Raw genomic sequence first — 17,658 nt, 5'->3', positions numbered from 1 at the left:
GCTAAACCTCATGCTTGAACTCTACGGCGGCCGCCATAGGGTTGATAAATGAACGACGAAGTGTCGGAGGATGAGGCAGTGAGCCAACGCCGAACTGACCACGAAGCGGTGCTGACGGTTCTGGCCCCATCCGGTACCACCCGCGGTGTGGCCCTGGTGCTGCATGGCGGCAAGTCGCGCAGCTTTGAGCCCGTCCAGGCCCGGCACTTGAGCCCGGCGCGGATGGTGCCGTTCGCCCGACACCTGCACGGTGCCGGAAAAAAGCACGGCCTGGAGGTCTGGATCCTGCGGAACAGCGTGCGCGGCTGGAACGGCGAGGACATGACCCCGCTAAAGGATGCGCGTTGGGCGCTGGCCAAAATCCGCGCGGAGCACCCCGGCGTGCCCGTCTACCTGCTGGGGCATTCGATGGGCGGCCTCACCGCCATCTGCGCGGCGGACGAACCGGGCGTCGACGCCGTGGTGGCGCTGGCTCCGTGGCTCGACGAGGCCACTCCCGCAACTCCAGTGGCCGGACGGAAAGTCCTCATCGTGCACGGGGACGAGGACCGGTGGACGAGTCCGGCGGCATCGCTGCGGTTCGCGCGGCGCGCGGCGCCGGGAGCGGCGGAGATGCGGTACGTCTCACTCCGCGGGGCCGGGCACTTCATGTTCCGGCGGGTCCGGCTGTGGCACAGGCTGGCCACCGGGTTCCTGATGAAGGCCTTCCTGGAACAGTCCGGAGTTTCCGAGGCAGGGTCCTCTGCGTCCGCCGCAGCCCTGGACAGGGTGCTGCCCCCGTCCGGCGAGGCACTGCCCGTTGTCCTCTAGCAGTTGGTGTCTTATGAAGGCTGTAACGGGCAGTCGTGAGGCGGCTGCGGACTCGTGGCCCGGCGTCCTGACCATCCGCTCCCCTGCACTGATGATCTGGACGGCGACCGCCAAGACCGGAAAGCCACTCATGGAGCAGGCCATGTCCGGCCGCCCCGACTACGGTGAATACATGCAGTCCACCAGCGGCTTCATCCCCTGGCCGCCCCGGCGCAGCCACTGAAGGGCGGCAGGAACCCCATGTCCTGGACCCCCGCTGCCAGCGACCGCTTCTACCGCCTCCTCGTGCGGGCAGGGCTATTCCTGCGGTGGCTGTTCCGGATCCGCCTGATTGTGACCGGGCAGGAAAACCTGCCTGACGGGGAAACAGACACCGGCAACAAGGCGGCAAGGATGGTACTGCCGGGCCACGGTGCCGTCGTCGCCATTACCCACTTCGGCTATCTGGACTTCGCGGCCGCCGAGCTTGTGTTCTGGGCCCACAACCGCGGGCAGCTGCGGTTCATGATCCATCAGGGAGCCGCAGACCACTGGCTGGCGGGCCCTTTCATCAGCGCAGCGGGCCAGGTGGTGGTGGGCTACGGTTCCGGAACTACGGCCTACGACGACGCTGTGGCCAGGCTCCGCGCCGGTGAATACTTGGCTGTTCTGCCCGAGGCAGGGGTCAGCCGCAGCTTCAGGGTCCGCGAATGCAAGACCGGGGCCGTGAGGATGGCGGCTGAGGCGGGAGTGCCGCTCATTCCGGTATCCGTCTGGGGTGCCCACCGGATCCTGACCCGCGGCAACGGCCTTCCGCTGCACCGCGTCCGGCGCGCACCGGTCCGCGTGCACATCGGTGAGCCCGTCCATCTGGCCACGGGCATCGATGCCGACGCCGAAACGGCGCGGCTCCGCAGGACGCTCCAGGCGGGAATCGACGCCGCCATCGCCAGCTTCCCCGTAGCGGCGCGGCCGGGCGACTGGTGGCTGCCGGCGGATCTCGGGGGCGGCGCAATGTCCGAGGCGGAACGCCAAAGGCTCGATGCGACCGATCTGGCAAGGGACCGCCGTCGTACTTCCCGAACAACAGCGGCCCCGGAGGGGAACACCCCAAGTGAGTAGCAGCACAGGGCGTTCCCACGGCTGGGAACCCCCTGTGCTGCTACTTGGTTGGGTCAGTCGGAGACGACGAACGTCTCGGAGCCCTGGCGCCGGGCCTTGCCCGCTTCCATCAGGGGCCCGACGACGGCGCGCAGCGCTGTCATTGAATCGTCCACTTCCATGAGCACCGGGTATTGGTAAGCGATGAGTGCCAGCAGGTCGCGGACCGCGGCCTGCGCCTCGTCGGCATCCAGCTCCGGCTCATGGCCGACGAACACATCGGACGGGTGATCGGAATTCCCCTGCGCATAGCTGATCGCGAAGGCCTGGATCTTGCCCTTGCGGCTTGCCGGCACGCCGGACCCGAAGGCGCTGGCTTTCGGGGCGCGCAGCACGATCGCGCCGTGCGCACCGCTGAGCTCGTCCAGGAACAGCCGCTGCACCGTGCCGATGCCGAGTTCACCCGGGCTGTCCCAGCCGTGGACGGACGAGTAGTACCGTCCCACGACGTCGGAAAGCTCCACGGAGCCGGTGGCCAGGTCCTCGATGCGCTCCGACGCCGCTTCCTCGGAACCGTCGCCGAAGACCGGCAGCTTCAGGGCCGCCGGCTCCACCACGACCAGCCGCGTGTGCTGGATCAGGGTGAGCCCCGCGGCCTCCGCGAAGGCGGCACCGGAGGTACCCGGCTCCACCTTGCAGCGCAGCCGGGTAACGCCCGACGGCGATCCCTCCGCCTCGCGGCGCAGCATCAGGAGCAGCGTGGAGCCGATGCCTGACCGGCGGTGGTCCCGGGCCACTTCGACGTACACCCACAGCCGCTCCGGGTGCAGGCTGGCCTCGTGGACCACGCCGGCGGCAACCGGGATGGCCACGCCGTCGACGACGTCCTCGGCCACGATGCAGCGCCGCCACGGCGCGTTGCCCGAAGGCGCGAGGGTGCCGCGGAACTGGCCCGCCTGGTCGGTTTCGGGGTCGCCCCAGACCTCCAGCAGGGCGAGGTCGTCGCCCTCGCGCCATTCACGGTATTGGATCGCCACGGCTAGGCGCCGATCAGCCGGGCGGCCAGGTAGCCCTCCACCTTGTCCAGGGACACGCGTTCCTGGCTCATGGTGTCGCGTTCACGGATGGTGACCGCCTGGTCCTCGAGCGTGTCGAAGTCCACGGTGATGCAGAACGGCGTGCCGATCTCATCTTGGCGGCGGTAACGGCGGCCGATGGCGCCGGCGTCGTCGAAGTCGATGTTCCAGTTCTTGCGCAGCTGGGTGCCCAGGTCCTTGGCCTTCGGTGAGAGGTCCTCGTTGCGGCTGAGCGGGAGCACAGCAGCCTTGACCGGGGCGAGCCGCGGGTCAAGCTTGAGCACGGTGCGGACGTCCACGCCGCCCTTGGCGTTCGGGGCCTCGTCCTCGGTGTAGGCGTCGATGAGGAACGCCATGAAGGACCGGGTCAGGCCGGCGGCCGGCTCAATCACATACGGGGTGAAGCGCTCGTTGGTGGCCTGGTTGAAATAGCTGAGGTCCGTCCCGGAGGCCTTGGCGTGCGTGGAGAGGTCGAAGTCCGTGCGGTTGGCGATGCCTTCCAGCTCGCCCCACTCGGAGCCCTGGAAGCCGAAGCGGTATTCGATGTCCGTGGTGCCCTTGGAGTAGTGGCTGAGCTTCTCCAGCGGGTGCTCGAAGAAGCGCAGGTTTTCCTCGCGGATGCCGAGGCCGGTGTACCAGGACATGCGTTCCTTCATCCAGTACTGGTGCCACTCTTCGTCCGTGCCCGGCTCCACGAAGAATTCCATTTCCATCTGCTCGAACTCACGGGTGCGGAAGATGAAGTTCCCGGGCGTGATCTCGTTGCGGAAGGACTTACCGATCTGGCCGATGCCGAACGGCGGCTTCTTCCGAGAGGTGGTGAGCACGTTGTTGAAGTTCACGAAGATGCCCTGGGCGGTTTCGGGGCGCAGGTAGTGCAGGCCTTCCTCGCTGGCCACCGGGCCCAGGAAGGTCTTCAGGAGGCCGGAGAATTCCTGCGGCTCGGTCCATTCGCCGCGGGTTCCGCAGTTGGCGCAGGCGATGTCCTTGAGTCCGTTCTCGGCGGAACGGCCCTTCTTCTCCTCGTATTCCTCTTCGAGGTGGTCGGCACGGTAGCGCTTGTGACAGGACAGGCACTCGACGAGGGGGTCGGAGAAGACCTCCACGTGGCCGGAAGCCTCCCATACCTGGCGGGGCAGGATCACGGAGGAGTCCAGGCCAACCACGTCCTCGCGGCCGCGCACCACCGACTGCCACCACTGGCGCTTGATGTTTTCCTTCAGCTCGGCACCGAGGGGTCCGTAGTCCCACGCGGAACGCGAGCCTCCGTAGATCTCGCCGGCCTGGAAAACGAAACCTCTCCGCTTGGAAAGGGAAATGACCTGGTCGAGGACGGATTTTGCTGCCATGGGAACTCCAATTTCTACAGGGCCGCTGGGTGCGGTCCGCGGTGTCTCTGGCCCTGGCCCGCGGCTGGATGCCGGGCGGGGGCGTGGGAAAGGGAAAACAGTGCAGGAAGCTGCGAGACCTAGCCTACCGGGAGCTGCCTCCGGAAGGCGCCCCTCACCTTCGGAGGGCACCCCGCGGCCAGGGCAGGGTGGCCACGACGATGGAAGCGAGGGTCAGCAGGGTCCCCAGAACGGTGGCAGCCTCCACCACGGTGCCCGGCGTCGGCACCAGCAGGTCCAGGCCGAGCGACCCCACCAGCTGGCCGGCGATCATGCCGAGGCCCGTCACCAGCACCCCGAGGCTGCGCACCAGCAGCGCGCCGAGACCGATGAACACGCAGCCCATGGGCCCGCCGAGGTAGTACCACCATTCCGCCGGCAGCGGGTTGGCCGGCCCGGCGACGGCCACCTTGATGGACCAGGCCACCCACAGCACGCAAGTGCCGGCGATGAAGTTCACCAGCGTGGCCGCGATCGGGGTGCCGTAGTGCACGGTGGCGGTGCCGTTCATGGCCTGCTGGAAGCTCATGAGGAAGCCGGCGAGAACCGGCAGGATGATCGGCAGCAGGAGTGCTGCGGGGTCGGCAACCCCGGCGCCTGCCGCACTACCGGACGCACCGGCCGCGCCCGCAGCGCCGCCGGCGAAGCGGGGTGACACCGCCCACGAGACGGCCGCGATGGTGAGGATGCAGCCGATGACCCGGATACCGGTCACGGACTTCTTGCCCGCCGGGCCGATGCCCAAGCGGTCCACAAGGAGGCCGCTGAGTGTTTGGCCGGTGACGGTCGCCACGGTGAAGAGGGCGATGCCCAGCAGCCCCACGGTGAAGGACTGCGCGAAGACGAAGAACGCACCAATGCCGCCCGCGAGCGCGTAGTACGGCGGGAAGCGGCGTTCACGCAGCGCGGGCAGGATCCGCGCGAGGCCGGCGCGCCCGCGGGGAGCCAGCAGGGACACGACGACCATCACGATCAGCCCGGTGCTGAAACTGACGACGGCGGCGGCGATGCCGTCACCGAGGCGTGCACCAAGGGCCCCGTTGATCCGCCCCTGGACGGGAATGGCAAGGCCGGAGGCCACGGCCATCGGGAGGCCCACGGCAAGGGGCAGCCGGGGTGCATGGGTCATTGGTTTCACCTTACGTCAGGCATCATTACTGGTATGAGCAACCCGGAAATCGAAGAAATCCCCATCCGCGACACCATGATCCGCCTGGGCCAGCTCCTGAAGCTCGCCAACCTCGTGGAGGACGGCGTGGAGGCTACGGAGCTGATCAAGAACGGCCTGGTCAAGGTCAACGGTGAGATCGACGACCGGCGCGGCCGGCAGCTTCACAACGGGGACACGGTCACGGTCAACGGCCAGACCGTCCGGGTCAGCGCTCCCCAGGCGTAAAAGCTTGCTTCTGTAGGAGGGCCTACTTCGCCAGTACCTCGTGGGTGAGGAACTCGGACACGTGCCCTACCTCCTGGGCGTTGATGCCGTGCCACATGCCTGTGTAGAGCACCTTGGTCAGCTTCACGTGCTTGCGGACCCAGCCCATCGTGTACTCGATCTTGTCCGGCGTGATGACCGGATCCTGCTGGTCCCGGCCCCAGAACAGCGGCACTGTTCCGTCCAGCTCGGCGTCGCGGAACTCGCCGTCGGACTCCGCGTTGACCACAAAGCCTGAAAGGCCGACGACGGCGGCAAAGTCAGCGGGCCGCTGACGCAGCAGGGTGGTGGCCATGGCCATCCCCATCGAGAACCCAAGCAGGGTCACGGACGGGTGGTTGCCCTTGACCGTGTCCAGCCAGTCGAGCACGTACGCCGACGCGGCCTTCACGGCGTCGACGGAATATTCGATCGAGCCCGTCAGCGGGAACCAGGAAAAGCCCGGTCCCATGGCGATGGGTGCCCGGACCGATGCGACCGTGAACTCGTCCGGGAGCATGTCAGCCAGGCTGAGGAGGTCCTGCTCGTTCGCGCCGTAGCCGTGCAGGAGGACGAGCAGTGGCTTGCCGGCCCTGGCTTCCTCAGGCTTGGACCACAGAACAACGGGGGCGGGAAAGGAGTCGGCTAGAGTCATGGCTCCATTCTTACAGTTACCCACTGGTAACAACTTACGGTGGCGTAGCCAGGCGGTGGCGGTACAGGATGGAACTGTGAGCGGAACCGAACCCATGCAGGATGCCCAAGATCCCCTGGAAGAAGCCCTGGAGCTTTCTGTCCGCCACCCCTGGAGCCGGTATGTGGCAATGGGCGATTCCTTCACAGAAGGCATCGGCGACCCCGAACCCAGCAGCCCGGGAGGCTACCGCGGCTGGGCGGACCGGGTGGCGGAGGAGCTTGGACGGGGACATGAGGATTTCGCCTACGCAAATCTTGCTGTGCGGGGACGGCTGCTGCAGCAGGTCATCGACCAGCAGCTGGCACCCTGCCTGGCGCTCAAGCCCGACCTGGTGACCCTGTCCGCGGGCGGCAACGACCTGATCCGCCCCGGCGGGGACCCGGATGCCCTGGCCGAACGGCTGGACCCGGTGGTGCAGATCCTTGGGATGAGCGGGGCCACTGTGGTGCTGTTCAACGGCCCGGACACAGGCTCGTCGGTGCTGGGCCGGATCCGCAGCAAGGTGGCCATCTACAACGAGAACCTCCGCACCATCGCCGCCCGGCACGACGCCGTCATCGCCGACATGTGGTCGCTCCGGCAGCTGAAGGACCCGCAGATGTGGAACGAGGATCGGCTGCATTTCTCTCCCCTGGGCCACCACACCATCGCCGCCATGGTGCTCGAGGCACTCAATGTGCAGCACAGCCTGAAACCGCTCGCGCCGAAGCCCCTGCCGCCGCGCAGCTGGCGCGAGGCGCGCACTGAAGACCTCGTCTGGGCGCGGGAGTATTTTGTGCCGTGGGTGGTCCGGCGCCTGCGCCACCGGTCCTCCGGCGACGGCATCACCCCCAAACGGCCGACGCCGGGACCCGCGTTCGGTCCGGGGGTTCCGTTGGGTTCGGGCGAAGGCCCGTTGGGCCTGGGTGATCCGTCCGGCAGTAGCCGGCGGGTGGCTGGGGCGAGCGGCTGTTGATTCGGCGAGTGCCGGGTTAGGCGGCTGAACCGCCCAAGCTGACTGAACTGCTAAGGGTGACTGAACCGCCCAAGCTGACTGAGCTGCAAAGGGTGACTGAACCGCCAAGGTGAGGAGCGACGTCGGGCATGGAACCCCCTGAGGTGCTGCGGACGCGGCTGGCCGGCCAGCAGCTGAGGGAGCCGCGGGCGGCCACGGCGGAGGAAGCCGTGAAGAACCTGCTGGCCGTACAGGCGCAGGAGTTCCCCTATGCGCGCTGGTCCTTGGCCCAGCGGACCGGTGGCGCGACGGCCGCCGATGTGGAGCGGGCACTTGCCGATGGTCGCATTCTCCGGACCCACATCCTGCGGCCCACGTGGCATTTTGTGCACCGCGATGACCTGCCGTGGGTGCGGGCCCTGTCCGCACCCCGGCTGCACCAAGTAAACAGCGGCACGTACCGCAGGACCGGGATCGACAATGAGGCAGCGTCCAGGAGCGCTGATGTCCTGGCGGAGGCGGTGGCTGATGGAGTGCATCTCACTCGTGAGCAGCTGGCCGCCAAGCTTCAGGGTGCCGGCTTCGCCGCCAAGGGGCTCGGCCTCGCGTACCTGATCATGCATGCCGAGATCAGCGGCGTGCTGGTGAGCGGCGCGCCCGTCCGAAGTCCCGGCGGCGCGCTGCGGCAGACGTATGCGGCGTTCGATGAGCGCGTCGCCGGGGCGGCCCCGGCTGCCGCGCTCTCCCGGGAGGAGTCGTTGGCGGCCCTGGCGCTGAGGTATTTCGGGAGCCGTGGGCCTGCGACCGTCCGGGACTGCGCGGACTGGTCCGGACTCACGATGACTGATGTGCGCAAGGGGTTGGCGCTGGCGGAGGAGATCGCTCCGGGCGCCATCGTTGCCGCCAGCTTCGACGGCGCTGACTTCTATCTTCGGCCGCCGGATTCCGGAGGGGAGACATTGGGGCACAGTGGCGGATCGGGGCGGAGCTTGGAACCAGAGCGGGCCGGGGATGGGCGGCCGCAGATCGATCTGGTCCAGTGCTACGACGAATACATCATGGGCTATTCGGTCTCACGGCATTACTTCGGCGGAACCGCGCCCGCCTATCCCTTTGGCGACACTCCCATGCATGTGGTCCTGTCCGATGGAGTGCTGGCGGGCTCCTGGCGGCACTCGCTGGTCCGGCACGGGTCCGCCGCGCAGCGCTGCGAACTCGACATCCGTCTCACCCGGCCGCTTGGCCATGCCGCTGAGCAGGCGCTGGCGGTGGCAGTGGCTGAATACGGGGACTTCCTCGAGATGCCGACAGTCCGGATTCCGGCCGGTCCCTGACTTCCAGCGCAGTTTTCTGGTGCAGCCGTGCGCTGTGGGCATAAGGATCCCGGGCGCGTTTCCTGGCAGGACTAAGCTGGAATGGACACTCACCGGAAGGCTTCACCGTGTTCGACTTGTTTTTCTGGATCATCATTCTGGCCGTCCTGATTCCCATGGGCATGCGGATGTACCGGAGGTCAGTCCAACAGCGGAACCAAGGGCCCGGCCTGCCCGGACAGTACCCGGGCCAGCTTCCCAATCAGGGACCCGACCAGTTCGGCAATCAGCCGGGCAGCCCGTTCGGAGGCCCGTTCCAGGGCCGTCCGGACAACCGGCCACGGGACGGCTACACGCAGCAGGACTACTTCAGCGGCGGGTTGGGATTCCCCCCGCGCGGTGGCCGGGAAGAGCTTCCGCCACTGAATCAGCCATACCCGAACCAGCCCGGCCCGAACGAGCAGTACCCTAACCAGCCGTATCCCAACCAGCCGTATCCCAACCAGCCTGGTCCCGGCGGCGCCGGTGCGCCGTCCTGGCAGCAGGGGCAGGTTCCCTATGAGGACAGCCCGCAATACCGTGCCAATCCGCCCCAGCCACAGCAGAACCCGGCCCCTTCCACTGGACCGGCGCCGTCGACTCCCCCGCCGCCGTCGGCTCCGCAAGGGTTCCGCGCACGGAAACTGGCTGAGCTGGATCAGCAGTACAGCGACGGCCAACTTTCCATGGAGGAGTACATGGCCCGGCGCAACGACATCATGAACGGATAGGCAGCCGCTACAGGCTTCCCGGCGCGCATCCGCAGGGCCTCAAAGTGTCCGTTCGCACAGGAAAAGGGACAGCCCGCGTGCCGCTGCTTGTGGCTGCGGGACGCGGGCTGAGGCCCAGGACGGTCTTTGACCGGCCCGGGAACCGAGTTTCGAGTTTAGTCGATCTGCGGGAACCCGAGGTCAATGACCGAGGTGGACGGGTCCGGCCAGCGCGTGGTGACCACCTTGCCGCGGGTGTAGAACCGGATGCTGTCCGGGCCGTACATGTGGGTGTCGCCGAACAGGGAGTTCTTCCAGCCGCCGAAGGAGAAGGTGCCCACCGGGACCGGGATGGGCACATTGACGCCCACCATGCCGGCGTCGACGTCGAACTCGAACTGCCGTGCGGCGCCGCCGTCGCGGGTGAAGATGGCTGTGCCGTTGCCGAACTCGTTTTCGTTCACCAGCCGGACGGCGTCGCTGTACGTGTCGACGCGGACGACTGACAGGACCGGGCCGAAGATCTCGTCGTCGTAGACCTTCATGCCCGGCTTTACGTGGTCCACCAGGCTGACGCCGATGAAGAAGCCGTTCGATTCGAACTGCTGCGAGCGCCCGTCGACGACGACGGTGGCACCTTCGTTTTCCGCTCCCGCAACGTAGGAGGCCACGCGGTCCCGGTGCTCCGCGGTAATTAGCGGACCCATCTGGGAGGCCGGGTCGGTTCCCGGGCCGATCTTGAGGCCCGCCATGCGGCTGGAAATCGCCTGCACCAGGTCGTCGGCGATGTTGCCCACCGCCACCAGGACGCTGACGGCCATGCAGCGCTCGCCCGCCGAACCGTAGGCCGCGGAAACCGCAGCGTCGGCCGCCATGTCCAGGTCGGCGTCGGGCAGCACCACCATGTGGTTCTTCGCGCCGCCCAGGGCCTGGACCCGCTTGCCGTGGTCGGCCGCCCGCTTGTAGATCGACTGCGCGATGGGCGTGGAGCCGACAAAGCTCACGGCTTTGACGTCGGGGTGCTCGAGCAGGACGTCAACGGCTTCTTTGTCCCCCTGGACCACGTTCAGCACGCCGGCGGGCAGCCCCGCTTCGGCAAAGGCCTCGGCGATGAAGATGGCGGCCGACGGATCCTTCTCGCTTGGCTTCAGCAGCACGGTGTTGCCGCAGGCCAGCGCACTGCCGATCATCCACAGCGGCACCATGGCCGGGAAGTTGAAGGGGGTGATGCAGGCCACGACGCCCACAGGCTGGCGCACGGAGTGGACGTCGACGCCGCTGGAGACCTGCTCGGAGCGCTCCCCCTTGAGCATGTGGGACAGGCCGGTGGCGAACTCGATGTTTTCAAGGCCGCGGGAAATTTCACCCGCAGCGTCGGAGAGGACCTTGCCGTGCTCGCTGGTGAGAATCGCCGCGAGCTCGGGCTTGCGCTGGTTCAGGATCTCGCGGACCCGGAAGAAGATGTTGGTGCGCTTGGCCAGGCTGGTGGCCCGCCACGCGGGCAGCGCCGCGCGGGCGGCTGCGATGGCCTCCTCGGTCCGCGACGCCGAGGCGAGGGCAACCTGCTTCTCCTGCTCGCCGGTGGCGGGGTTGAAGACGGGGCCAAAGCGTGCGGCGTCGGTGACGCGGGCGCCGTTGATGAAATGCGGAATGGTTTCCAAGGGAAGTCTCTTTTCGTGTTTCAGAGTTGGGGAAGATTCGGTGACAGGGGCTACTTGGCGGAGTCCAGCGAGCCGTCGGCGAGCTTGATGATCATTGAGCAGTCCTTGCCCGCTTCGCCGGCGTCGATGAGCTGCTGGAACAGCTGCTGGACGTGCTTGCCGATCTCGAGCGGCGTGCCGGTGTCCTCGGCGGCGCTGATGGCAAGGCCGATGTCCTTGTTTGCCAGTTCCGTGGTGAAGGTGGGCGCAAAGTCGTTGTTGGAGGCGGCAGTGGGGACCACGCCGGGCACCGGGTACCAGGTCCGCAGCGCCCAGGAGTCACCAGAGGAAACGGACGCGATGTCCCAGAAGACCTGCTTGTCCAGGCCCAGCCGGTCTGCCAGGACGGCCCCCTCGGCGGTGGACGCCAGGTTGATGAACAGCATCAGGTTGTTGCAGATTTTGGCCGCTTGCCCGGTGGTGGCGCCGCCGGTAGGGATGATGTTGGCCGCCATCGGGCCGATGTAGCCGGTGGCGTCTGCGACGGCGCCCTCCTCGCCGCCCACCATGAAGGTCAGCGTCCCGGCCTTCGCCCCGCTCATGCCGCCGGATACCGGGGCGTCCACAAAGCGGAAGCCGGCGGCAGCAGCGGCGTCGTGCAGTTCCTGGGCGGACGCAATATCGATGGTGGAAGAGTCCACGAGCAGCGTGCGGGTGTCAGCGTGCGCCAGCACGCCGTCCTGGCCCAGGTACACGGCACGGGCGTGCTCACCCTTGGGCAGCATGGTGAACACCACGTCAGCGCCGTCGACGGTCTCGGCAATGCTGCCGACCGGCTTGACGCCGGCCTCCTCGGCGGCGGCAAGCGCCGCGGGGTTGAGGTCGAAGCCGCGGACATCGTGCCCGGCCTTCGCCAGGTTGGCGGACATAAAACCGCCCATGTTGCCGAGGCCGATCCAGCCGATTATTGCCATTTCGCAAGCTCCTTTGCTTCGGATCCGGCCGCGTCGGGCCGGAAGGTCTGTGTCCACCATCACACCCTGCTAGAGTGCAATCAAGGGGAAAAATTACAGACGGTATGTGCACTGATGCACATGGACGAAAGGCTTGCCGTGGACCAGAGGCGGCTTCCCAGCCCGGACGACCTGTTGATCCTGCTGACGGTTGCGCGCCTGGGCAGGTTCAACGCGGTGGCGGAAACGTTGGGCACCACCCACACCACTATCTCCCGCCGGATCCTCGCCCTGGACAAGCAACTCGGCGGGCGCACCCTCGAGCGCAGCCCGCACGGCTGGGAACTGACCCAGCTCGGCGCCTCCGCCGTGGAGGCGGCGGAGGCCATCGAGAGCACCCTCGGATCGCTCTCCGGCCTGATCAGCCAGGACCAGAGCGCCCTGTCCGGGCTGGTGCGCGTGGCGACGACGGACGGTGTCGGAGCCGTGTTCGTCACGCCCGCGCTGGTCCGGCTGCAGCAGCAGAACCCGCAGCTAAACATCGAGATGCTGAGCGCCACGCGGAAGGTCAGCCAGAACAGATCCGGTGTGGACCTGGAGATCGTGGTGGGCCGGACCGACGTCAGCAACGCCCAGACCATCTTCCTAAGCAACTACTACCTGCGCCTCTACGCCAGCACCGGCTACGCCGCGGAGCACGGTCTGCCGGAAACGCTCGACGACGTCGGGCAGCACGGCTTTGTCTCTTACGTTGAGTCTGCGCTCCAGGTGGCGGAGCTGGGGCACCGCTGGTCCTCGCAGCTGCCCATGCCCAGCTCCAGCTTCCAGGCCACGAGTGTGTTCGCCCAGATGGAGGCGGTGCGGCAGGGCGCAGGCATAGGGCTGCTGCCGAATTTCATGGTGGCGGGGCAACCGGACTTCGTTCCCGTGCTCGCCGACGACTTCGAGCGCCAGCTCCCCATCTGGGCGGTGGCACGGCCGGAATCCCTCCGCTCGGCGGCGGTGCAGGCCGTCGTAGCGTCACTCAAGGAGGAAGTGAAGGCCCGGGCAGGGGTACTGGCGGGCTGAAGCGGGCGCAGACCGGCACCCAGCCCTCAGGCTTTGGCCCAGTTCGGCCGTGCCCCCGCCAGGCTTTGCCCCTGTCAGGCCTGGAACAGGCGCCGTACCACCTGCCCTGATGCCAGTGCGTCCAGCCCCTCGTTGATCTCGGTGAGAGGCCTGGTGTCGGTGTGCAGCAGCTCCACCGGCAGCCTGCCCTCGCGCCAGTAGCTCAGGTAGAGCGGGATGTCGCGCCCGGGAACGGCGTCGCCCATGTACGACCCGAGGAGCCGTTTGCCGGCTCCGGCGAACTGCAGCGCCGGCACCGTCAGCTCGGCCGACGGATGGGGCAGGCCGACGGAAACCACGGCGCCACCCCGCGTCACGTGCCCGAGGCACGCGGCGATCACGCCGGCCGAGCCAACGGCTTCGATGGCGACATCGACGCCGTCGCCGGCGGCTTCCTTGATGAGTCTGGCCGCGTCGTCAGGCGTCCCTACGGCTGTGGCACCGCAATCGAGGGCGAGGTGGTGCTTGCCAGGATTGGGATCGATGGCGATCACGCTGCCGGCCCCTGCGAGCGAGGCGGCCATGACAGCGGAAAGGCCCACCGCCCCGAGCCCGAAGACGGCCACCGACTGGCCGGCCCTGACAGCGGCCGTATTCAGCACCGCTCCCATTCCGGTGAGCACAGCGCAACCGAACATCGCCGCCACGGTGTCCGGGACGTCGTCGTCAATCACCACCACCGATTCCCGGGCCACCACGGCGTAGTCGGCGAAGGCCGAGACACCCAGGTGGTGGTTGATCCGCTCCCCCGAGGGCGTCCGCAGCAGGGCCTTGCCGTGCAGCAGGTCGCCGGAGCCGTTGACCTCCGCCGCCCGGTGGCAGAGCGCAGGACGGCCGGAGCGGCACGCGCGGCAGTCCCCGCAGCTCGGGACGAAGACCAGCACCACATGGTCGCCAACCGACACGTCGGAGACGCCGGCGCCGACGGACACGACGCGCCCCACCGCCTCGTGGCCCAGCGCCATGGGAAGGGGCCGGACCCGCGACCCGTCCACCACGGAAAGATCGGAGTGGCACAGGCTGGAGTACGTGATGGCAACGCCCAGCTCACCGGCGCGCGGTTCCGGCCTTTCCAGCTCCTGCACCACCAGGGGCCGGGCGTCCTTGTAGCTGGGCTTCTGCGGTGCAGTACCGGCCCTGGGGACGGTCGAGTAGAGGACAGCTGCTTTCATGGGAATCCTTGGTGTCGGCGAACGGGCAACTGCCCGGCCCGCGTGCATGGCGGTCCGGGCAGCTGCTGAATGCTCGCAGTCGTCGGGGCTAGGGGGCCGGTTTACTTCTTGCCGGCCGCGAGCAGGTCCGCGGTGCCCTGGGCGTCGGCCGCGTCCACGTCGTGGAGCGAGACGCCGCGGGTCTCCTTCAGGAAGAACACCGCCACGGCGGTGATGACGCAGGCGATGAGCAGGTAGATGGCCACCGGAACGGAGGACTTGTAGGTGGAAAGGAGCGAGGCGGCGATGATCGGGGCGAGTGAGCCGGCGACGATGGAGGTCACCTGGTAACCCAGGGAGACGCCGGAGTAGCGCATCCGGGTGGGGAACATTTCCGCCATGATCGCAGGCTGGCCGGCGTACATGAGCGCGTGGAACAGCAGTCCGATCATGATGGAAGCCAGGATGATCAGGTCGTTCTTGGTGTCCATCATCGGGAAGGCGAAGAAACCCCAGGTGGCGCCCAGGATTGCGCCGGCCATGTAGACGGGCTTGCGGCCGAAGCGGTCCGAAAGCTTGCCCACCAGTGGAACGGCCACGAAGTGCACGGCGTGGGCCACCAGCAGCAGTAGCAGGATCCGAGTCGTGTCGGCCTGGACCACGGTCTTGAGGTAGGTGATGGAGAACGTCACCACGAGGTAGTAGAGGATGTTTTCTGCAAAGCGAAGGCCCATGGCGGTGAAGACGCCGCGCGGGTAGCGCTTGAAGACCTCGGCAACGCCGTAGCCCTTGTGCCCGGCCTCAACCTCTTTGCGGGCTTCGAGGAAGATCGGGGCGTCGTTGACCTTGGTGCGGATGTAGTAGCCGATCACGACGATCACTGCGGACAGCCAGAACGCCACGCGCCAGCCCCAGCCGAGGAAGGCTTCCTGGGTCAGCGTCGAGGACAGGATGAACAGCACGGCCGTTGCGAGCAGGTTGCCCATCGGCACGGCCGACTGGGGCCAGCTGGCCCAGAATCCGCGGGACTTGCTGGGGCTGTGCTCTGCAACGAGGAGAACCGCGCCGCCCCATTCACCGCCGACGGCGAAGCCCTGCGCGAACCGCAGGAACACCAGGAGCGCGGGCGCCCAGTAGCCGATCTGCTGGAACGTCGGCAGGCAGCCCATCAGGAAGGTGGAGACGCCAACCAGGATGATGCTCAGCTGCAGCAGCTGCTTGCGGCCGAATTTGTCGCCGAAGTGACCGAAGACGATGCCGCCGATCGGGCGGGCAACGAATCCGACGGCGTACGTGAGGAAGGCGGCGATGATGCCGTCCAGTTCGGTGCCGGCGTTGGGGAAGAAGGTCTTGCCGAAGACCAGGGTGGCAGCCGAAGCGTAGAGGAAGAACTCGTACCACTCCACGACGGTGCCGGCCATGGATGCCGTGACAACTTTCTTGAGGCCTGAGGCCTTGACGTCGGTTTCCTCTACACGCCTGGCGGCGGAGCTTTCCGTACTCATTGCAAACTCCTTCGGCGTCTTCCTCGACGCCACGGGGACCGGTCGATGGCGAAGGGTGTGTGATGCGCACCACTAACGCCGGATTCAACGAGTATGGTCTGCCGATGAGGCAAGCTCAACGCCAAATAGTGCAGGGCGCATCTGCATTTATGCACATATACGGCCTGGGAGTTGCCACGATACGGCCGGCTCCAGCGCCTGGACCGGGCCTAAAGTCAGCTGAGGAGGTGTGCCCTGAGCTGGGCGTTCAGCTGGCCGATCTCCGTGAGGAAGCCGTCGTGGCCGATCGGCGAATCGATCATGTGGACATCCACGTTTCCGGGCAGGGATTCGGCCAGCTCCAGCGACTGGGCCGGAAAGTACAGCCGGTCCGACTCCACTGCGGCAACGAAGAAGTCGGCGGTGGTCCGGGCGAGGGTCTCCTTGAGCGTCCCCCGCCCGCGGGTGACGTCATGGCTCATGAGTGCTTCCGTCAGGGCGATGTAGCTGTTGGCGTCGAAGCGCCGGACCAGCTTGTTGCCCTGGTGGTCGAGGTAGCTCTCCACCTGGTAGCGGCCGCGGCCCGCCAGGGCATCAGCCTGCAGCGGCTCTTCAGCGGCCTGGGCGTTCCTGCCGAAACGGAAATCGAGTTCATAGGCAGACCTGTAGGTGATGTGTGCAATCCGCCGTGCGAGCGCCAGGCCATCCGCGGGCTCCGGTCCGCCGTAGTAGTCACCGCCGTTGAAGTGGCGGTCCTGCCGGATGGCAAGCGTCTGCGCCTGGGCGAAGGCGATTTGTTCGGCCGTGCTCCTGGCGCCGACGGAGATGACACCGCAGCGGCGCACCCGCTCCGGGAAAGTGACTGCCCATTCGAGGGCGCGTGCCCCGCCCATGGAGCCGCCCACCACGGCGTGCCAGCTGCTGATGCCGACCCGGTCAGCCAGCCGCGCCTCGGCCACGGTGGAGTCCCTCAGCGTCACCAGCGGAAAGCGTGAACCCCAGGGCTTGCCGTCCGGAGCGGCCGACGACGGCCCGGTGGACCCGTAGCAGCCGCCCAGGATGTTGATGGAGATGACGAAGAACCTGTCGGTGTCCGCCGGCGCACCCGGCCCGGCGAGCTGTTCCCACCAGCCTTCTTCAGTCCCCGCGCCGCCCCGGGTCACGTGCGTGTCCCCGGTGAGGGCATGCTGAACGAGGATGGCGTTGGAGCCGTCCTCGTTGAGCGTTCCCCAGGTTTCGTAGGCCAGGGTCACGTCCGGCAGGAATCCCCCGGCCTCAAGTTCCAGGCTGCCGATGTTGAGGTGCTGGACAGAGCCGTCGGGAACTCGGCCATCGGGGATACGGCCGTCGGGAACAGTGCCGTCCGAAACGGTGCCGCCCGCAGCCGTGCCTTGCGGAGCCTTGCTGGCCGGAACGTCGGTGCTGACAGAAATCGTCATAGGTAAACCTCTTCTACGCGCTTGCCCGCCGGCAGCTGTCCGGCAGGCCAGGTCCTCACCCGGGGCACCCCACCGCGGAAGGAGGGTTGCCGGCCAGCAAGCCGGGGCTGTCGCTGGCACTCATGACCTGTTGCAAGTTTACGAAATAGTCGGACGGCTGCGCGAAGAATGTGACGGCTGTGTGACTCCCGGCCCCCTCACGGGACGGGAGTCACACCGGTAGCGCGGGAAAGTCATGCGCCTTTTGCCGCGCGGGAGCCGGCGTCGTGGTCGGCCAGGATGTCATTGATGTGCTCCGGGCCCACAGACAGCCGGACGTGGCCGGGGCAAACCCGGCCACGTCCGGCTGCTCCGGCGTGAGCTGGCTGTGCGTGGTCGACGCCGGGTGGATGACCAGGGAGCGGACGTCGCCAATGTGTGATG

General features: G+C 67.4%; 17 protein-coding genes, 1 pseudogene and 1 riboswitch. Of the genes and pseudogenes, 8 read left to right on the top strand and 10 right to left on the bottom strand.

Annotated features, from left to right (window positions below):
- The first annotated feature begins 48 nt into the window (after positions 1-48).
- Genes QFZ33_RS08545 through QFZ33_RS08535 form a run of 3 tightly spaced genes read left to right on the top strand, consistent with a single transcriptional unit; the run spans position 49 to position 1,911 of the window.
- Positions 49-810, top strand: coding sequence for an alpha/beta hydrolase (locus tag QFZ33_RS08545; RefSeq protein WP_307026581.1), 762 nt, complete (start codon positions 49-51; stop codon positions 808-810).
- A gap of 13 nt (positions 811-823) precedes the next feature.
- Positions 824-1,033: a hypothetical protein gene (locus QFZ33_RS08540; RefSeq protein ID WP_307026579.1), complete on the top strand. Its 210-nt coding sequence runs from the start codon at positions 824-826 to the stop codon at positions 1,031-1,033.
- A gap of 17 nt (positions 1,034-1,050) precedes the next feature.
- Positions 1,051-1,911 carry a lysophospholipid acyltransferase family protein gene (locus QFZ33_RS08535; protein ID WP_307026577.1) on the top strand — a complete coding sequence of 287 codons (861 nt, stop codon included), beginning with the start codon at positions 1,051-1,053 and terminating at the stop codon, positions 1,909-1,911.
- 53 nt (positions 1,912-1,964) lie between these two features.
- Here the strand turns inward: QFZ33_RS08535 and QFZ33_RS08530 are convergent, their stop codons facing one another.
- The 3 genes from QFZ33_RS08530 to QFZ33_RS08520 form a co-directional block, all read right to left on the bottom strand.
- A complete protein-coding gene (locus QFZ33_RS08530) occupies positions 1,965-2,927 on the bottom strand; it encodes a GNAT family N-acetyltransferase (protein ID WP_307026575.1) in 963 nt (320 codons plus the stop codon).
- 2 nt (positions 2,928-2,929) lie between these two features.
- Positions 2,930-4,315 carry a glycine--tRNA ligase gene (locus tag QFZ33_RS08525; protein WP_307026573.1) on the bottom strand — a complete coding sequence of 462 codons (1,386 nt, stop codon included), beginning with the start codon at positions 4,313-4,315 and terminating at the stop codon, positions 2,930-2,932.
- 154 nt (positions 4,316-4,469) lie between these two features.
- Positions 4,470-5,483, bottom strand: a complete 1,014-nt coding sequence (locus QFZ33_RS08520; protein ID WP_307026571.1) for a DMT family transporter — start codon at positions 5,481-5,483, stop codon at positions 4,470-4,472.
- Positions 5,484-5,516: 33 nt separating this feature from the next.
- Between QFZ33_RS08520 and QFZ33_RS08515 the strand changes: the two genes are divergently transcribed.
- On the top strand, positions 5,517-5,750 hold the full coding sequence (locus tag QFZ33_RS08515) for an RNA-binding S4 domain-containing protein (RefSeq protein WP_003802087.1): 234 nt from the start codon (positions 5,517-5,519) through the stop codon (positions 5,748-5,750).
- 22 nt (positions 5,751-5,772) lie between these two features.
- Here QFZ33_RS08515 and QFZ33_RS08510 read toward each other — a convergent pair whose 3' ends face one another.
- The gene (locus tag QFZ33_RS08510) at positions 5,773-6,423 is read right to left on the bottom strand and encodes an alpha/beta hydrolase (protein ID WP_307026569.1); all 651 of its coding nucleotides are present in this window, start codon (positions 6,421-6,423) and stop codon (positions 5,773-5,775) included.
- Positions 6,424-6,517: 94 nt separating this feature from the next.
- Here QFZ33_RS08510 and QFZ33_RS08505 point away from each other — a divergent pair, with 94 nt between their 5' ends.
- The 3 genes from QFZ33_RS08505 (at position 6,518) to QFZ33_RS08495 (ending at position 9,482) form a co-directional block, all read left to right on the top strand.
- Positions 6,518-7,420: an SGNH/GDSL hydrolase family protein gene (locus tag QFZ33_RS08505; protein WP_307031723.1), complete on the top strand. Its 903-nt coding sequence runs from the start codon at positions 6,518-6,520 to the stop codon at positions 7,418-7,420.
- A gap of 128 nt (positions 7,421-7,548) precedes the next feature.
- Entirely contained in the window at positions 7,549-8,733 is a 1,185-nt protein-coding gene (locus QFZ33_RS08500; protein WP_307026567.1) for a winged helix DNA-binding domain-containing protein, read from the top strand.
- Between the two features lie 107 nt (positions 8,734-8,840).
- On the top strand, positions 8,841-9,482 hold the full coding sequence (locus QFZ33_RS08495) for a hypothetical protein (protein ID WP_307026565.1): 642 nt from the start codon (positions 8,841-8,843) through the stop codon (positions 9,480-9,482).
- A 155-nt stretch (positions 9,483-9,637) separates the two neighbouring features.
- Here QFZ33_RS08495 and QFZ33_RS08490 read toward each other — a convergent pair whose 3' ends face one another.
- The gene (locus tag QFZ33_RS08490; protein ID WP_307026563.1) at positions 9,638-11,122 is read right to left on the bottom strand and encodes a CoA-acylating methylmalonate-semialdehyde dehydrogenase; all 1,485 of its coding nucleotides are present in this window, start codon (positions 11,120-11,122) and stop codon (positions 9,638-9,640) included.
- Positions 11,123-11,172: 50 nt separating this feature from the next.
- Complete coding sequence (gene mmsB / locus QFZ33_RS08485) at positions 11,173-12,075, bottom strand: 3-hydroxyisobutyrate dehydrogenase (protein ID WP_307026561.1); 903 nt, start codon at positions 12,073-12,075, stop codon at positions 11,173-11,175.
- A gap of 114 nt (positions 12,076-12,189) precedes the next feature.
- Here mmsB and QFZ33_RS08480 point away from each other — a divergent pair, with 114 nt between their 5' ends.
- Positions 12,190-13,122 (top strand): LysR family transcriptional regulator, encoded by a 933-nt coding sequence (locus QFZ33_RS08480; RefSeq protein WP_307026559.1) that lies wholly within the window; start codon positions 12,190-12,192, stop codon positions 13,120-13,122.
- A gap of 74 nt (positions 13,123-13,196) precedes the next feature.
- Here QFZ33_RS08480 and QFZ33_RS08475 read toward each other — a convergent pair whose 3' ends face one another.
- The 4 genes and pseudogenes from QFZ33_RS08475 to QFZ33_RS08460 form a co-directional block, all read right to left on the bottom strand.
- Complete coding sequence (locus QFZ33_RS08475) at positions 13,197-14,333, bottom strand: zinc-dependent alcohol dehydrogenase family protein (protein WP_307026557.1); 1,137 nt, start codon at positions 14,331-14,333, stop codon at positions 13,197-13,199.
- A gap of 101 nt (positions 14,334-14,434) precedes the next feature.
- Positions 14,435-15,817 carry an MFS transporter gene (locus tag QFZ33_RS08470; RefSeq protein WP_307026555.1) on the bottom strand — a complete coding sequence of 461 codons (1,383 nt, stop codon included), beginning with the start codon at positions 15,815-15,817 and terminating at the stop codon, positions 14,435-14,437.
- 215 nt (positions 15,818-16,032) lie between these two features.
- Positions 16,033-17,235: a homoserine O-acetyltransferase MetX gene (gene metX, locus QFZ33_RS08465; protein WP_307026553.1), complete on the bottom strand. Its 1,203-nt coding sequence runs from the start codon at positions 17,233-17,235 to the stop codon at positions 16,033-16,035.
- A gap of 12 nt (positions 17,236-17,247) precedes the next feature.
- Positions 17,248-17,363: riboswitch (SAM riboswitch) on the bottom strand.
- 105 nt (positions 17,364-17,468) lie between these two features.
- Positions 17,469-17,656 (bottom strand): annotated as a pseudogene (locus QFZ33_RS08460) (PLP-dependent transferase); the annotation flags it as partial.
- Between the last annotated feature and the right edge of the window lie 2 nt (positions 17,657-17,658).

The sequence above is a fragment of the Arthrobacter globiformis genome, from assembly GCF_030815865.1.
GTDB classification, from domain to species: Bacteria; Actinomycetota; Actinomycetes; order Actinomycetales; family Micrococcaceae; genus Arthrobacter; species Arthrobacter globiformis_B.
The sequence above is the reverse complement of the archived record's forward strand: the minus strand, read 5'-3'. Positions and strand labels throughout refer to the sequence as shown.

Coding starts and splice junctions, on each gene's coding strand:
- QFZ33_RS08500 (WP_307026567.1), top strand. CDS start 7,549: ATGGAACCCCCTGAGGTGCTGCGGACGCGGCTGGCCGGCCAGCAGCTG.
- mmsB (WP_307026561.1), bottom strand. CDS start 12,075: ATGGCAATAATCGGCTGGATCGGCCTCGGCAACATGGGCGGTTTTATG.
- QFZ33_RS08525 (WP_307026573.1), bottom strand. CDS start 4,315: ATGGCAGCAAAATCCGTCCTCGACCAGGTCATTTCCCTTTCCAAGCGG.
- metX (WP_307026553.1), bottom strand. CDS start 17,235: ATGACGATTTCTGTCAGCACCGACGTTCCGGCCAGCAAGGCTCCGCAA.
- QFZ33_RS08540 (WP_307026579.1), top strand. CDS start 824: ATGAAGGCTGTAACGGGCAGTCGTGAGGCGGCTGCGGACTCGTGGCCC.
- QFZ33_RS08470 (WP_307026555.1), bottom strand. CDS start 15,817: ATGAGTACGGAAAGCTCCGCCGCCAGGCGTGTAGAGGAAACCGACGTC.
- QFZ33_RS08515 (WP_003802087.1), top strand. CDS start 5,517: ATGAGCAACCCGGAAATCGAAGAAATCCCCATCCGCGACACCATGATC.
- QFZ33_RS08475 (WP_307026557.1), bottom strand. CDS start 14,333: ATGAAAGCAGCTGTCCTCTACTCGACCGTCCCCAGGGCCGGTACTGCA.
- QFZ33_RS08480 (WP_307026559.1), top strand. CDS start 12,190: ATGCACATGGACGAAAGGCTTGCCGTGGACCAGAGGCGGCTTCCCAGC.
- QFZ33_RS08505 (WP_307031723.1), top strand. CDS start 6,518: ATGCAGGATGCCCAAGATCCCCTGGAAGAAGCCCTGGAGCTTTCTGTC.
- QFZ33_RS08535 (WP_307026577.1), top strand. CDS start 1,051: ATGTCCTGGACCCCCGCTGCCAGCGACCGCTTCTACCGCCTCCTCGTG.
- QFZ33_RS08510 (WP_307026569.1), bottom strand. CDS start 6,423: ATGACTCTAGCCGACTCCTTTCCCGCCCCCGTTGTTCTGTGGTCCAAG.
- QFZ33_RS08545 (WP_307026581.1), top strand. CDS start 49: ATGAACGACGAAGTGTCGGAGGATGAGGCAGTGAGCCAACGCCGAACT.
- QFZ33_RS08520 (WP_307026571.1), bottom strand. CDS start 5,483: ATGACCCATGCACCCCGGCTGCCCCTTGCCGTGGGCCTCCCGATGGCC.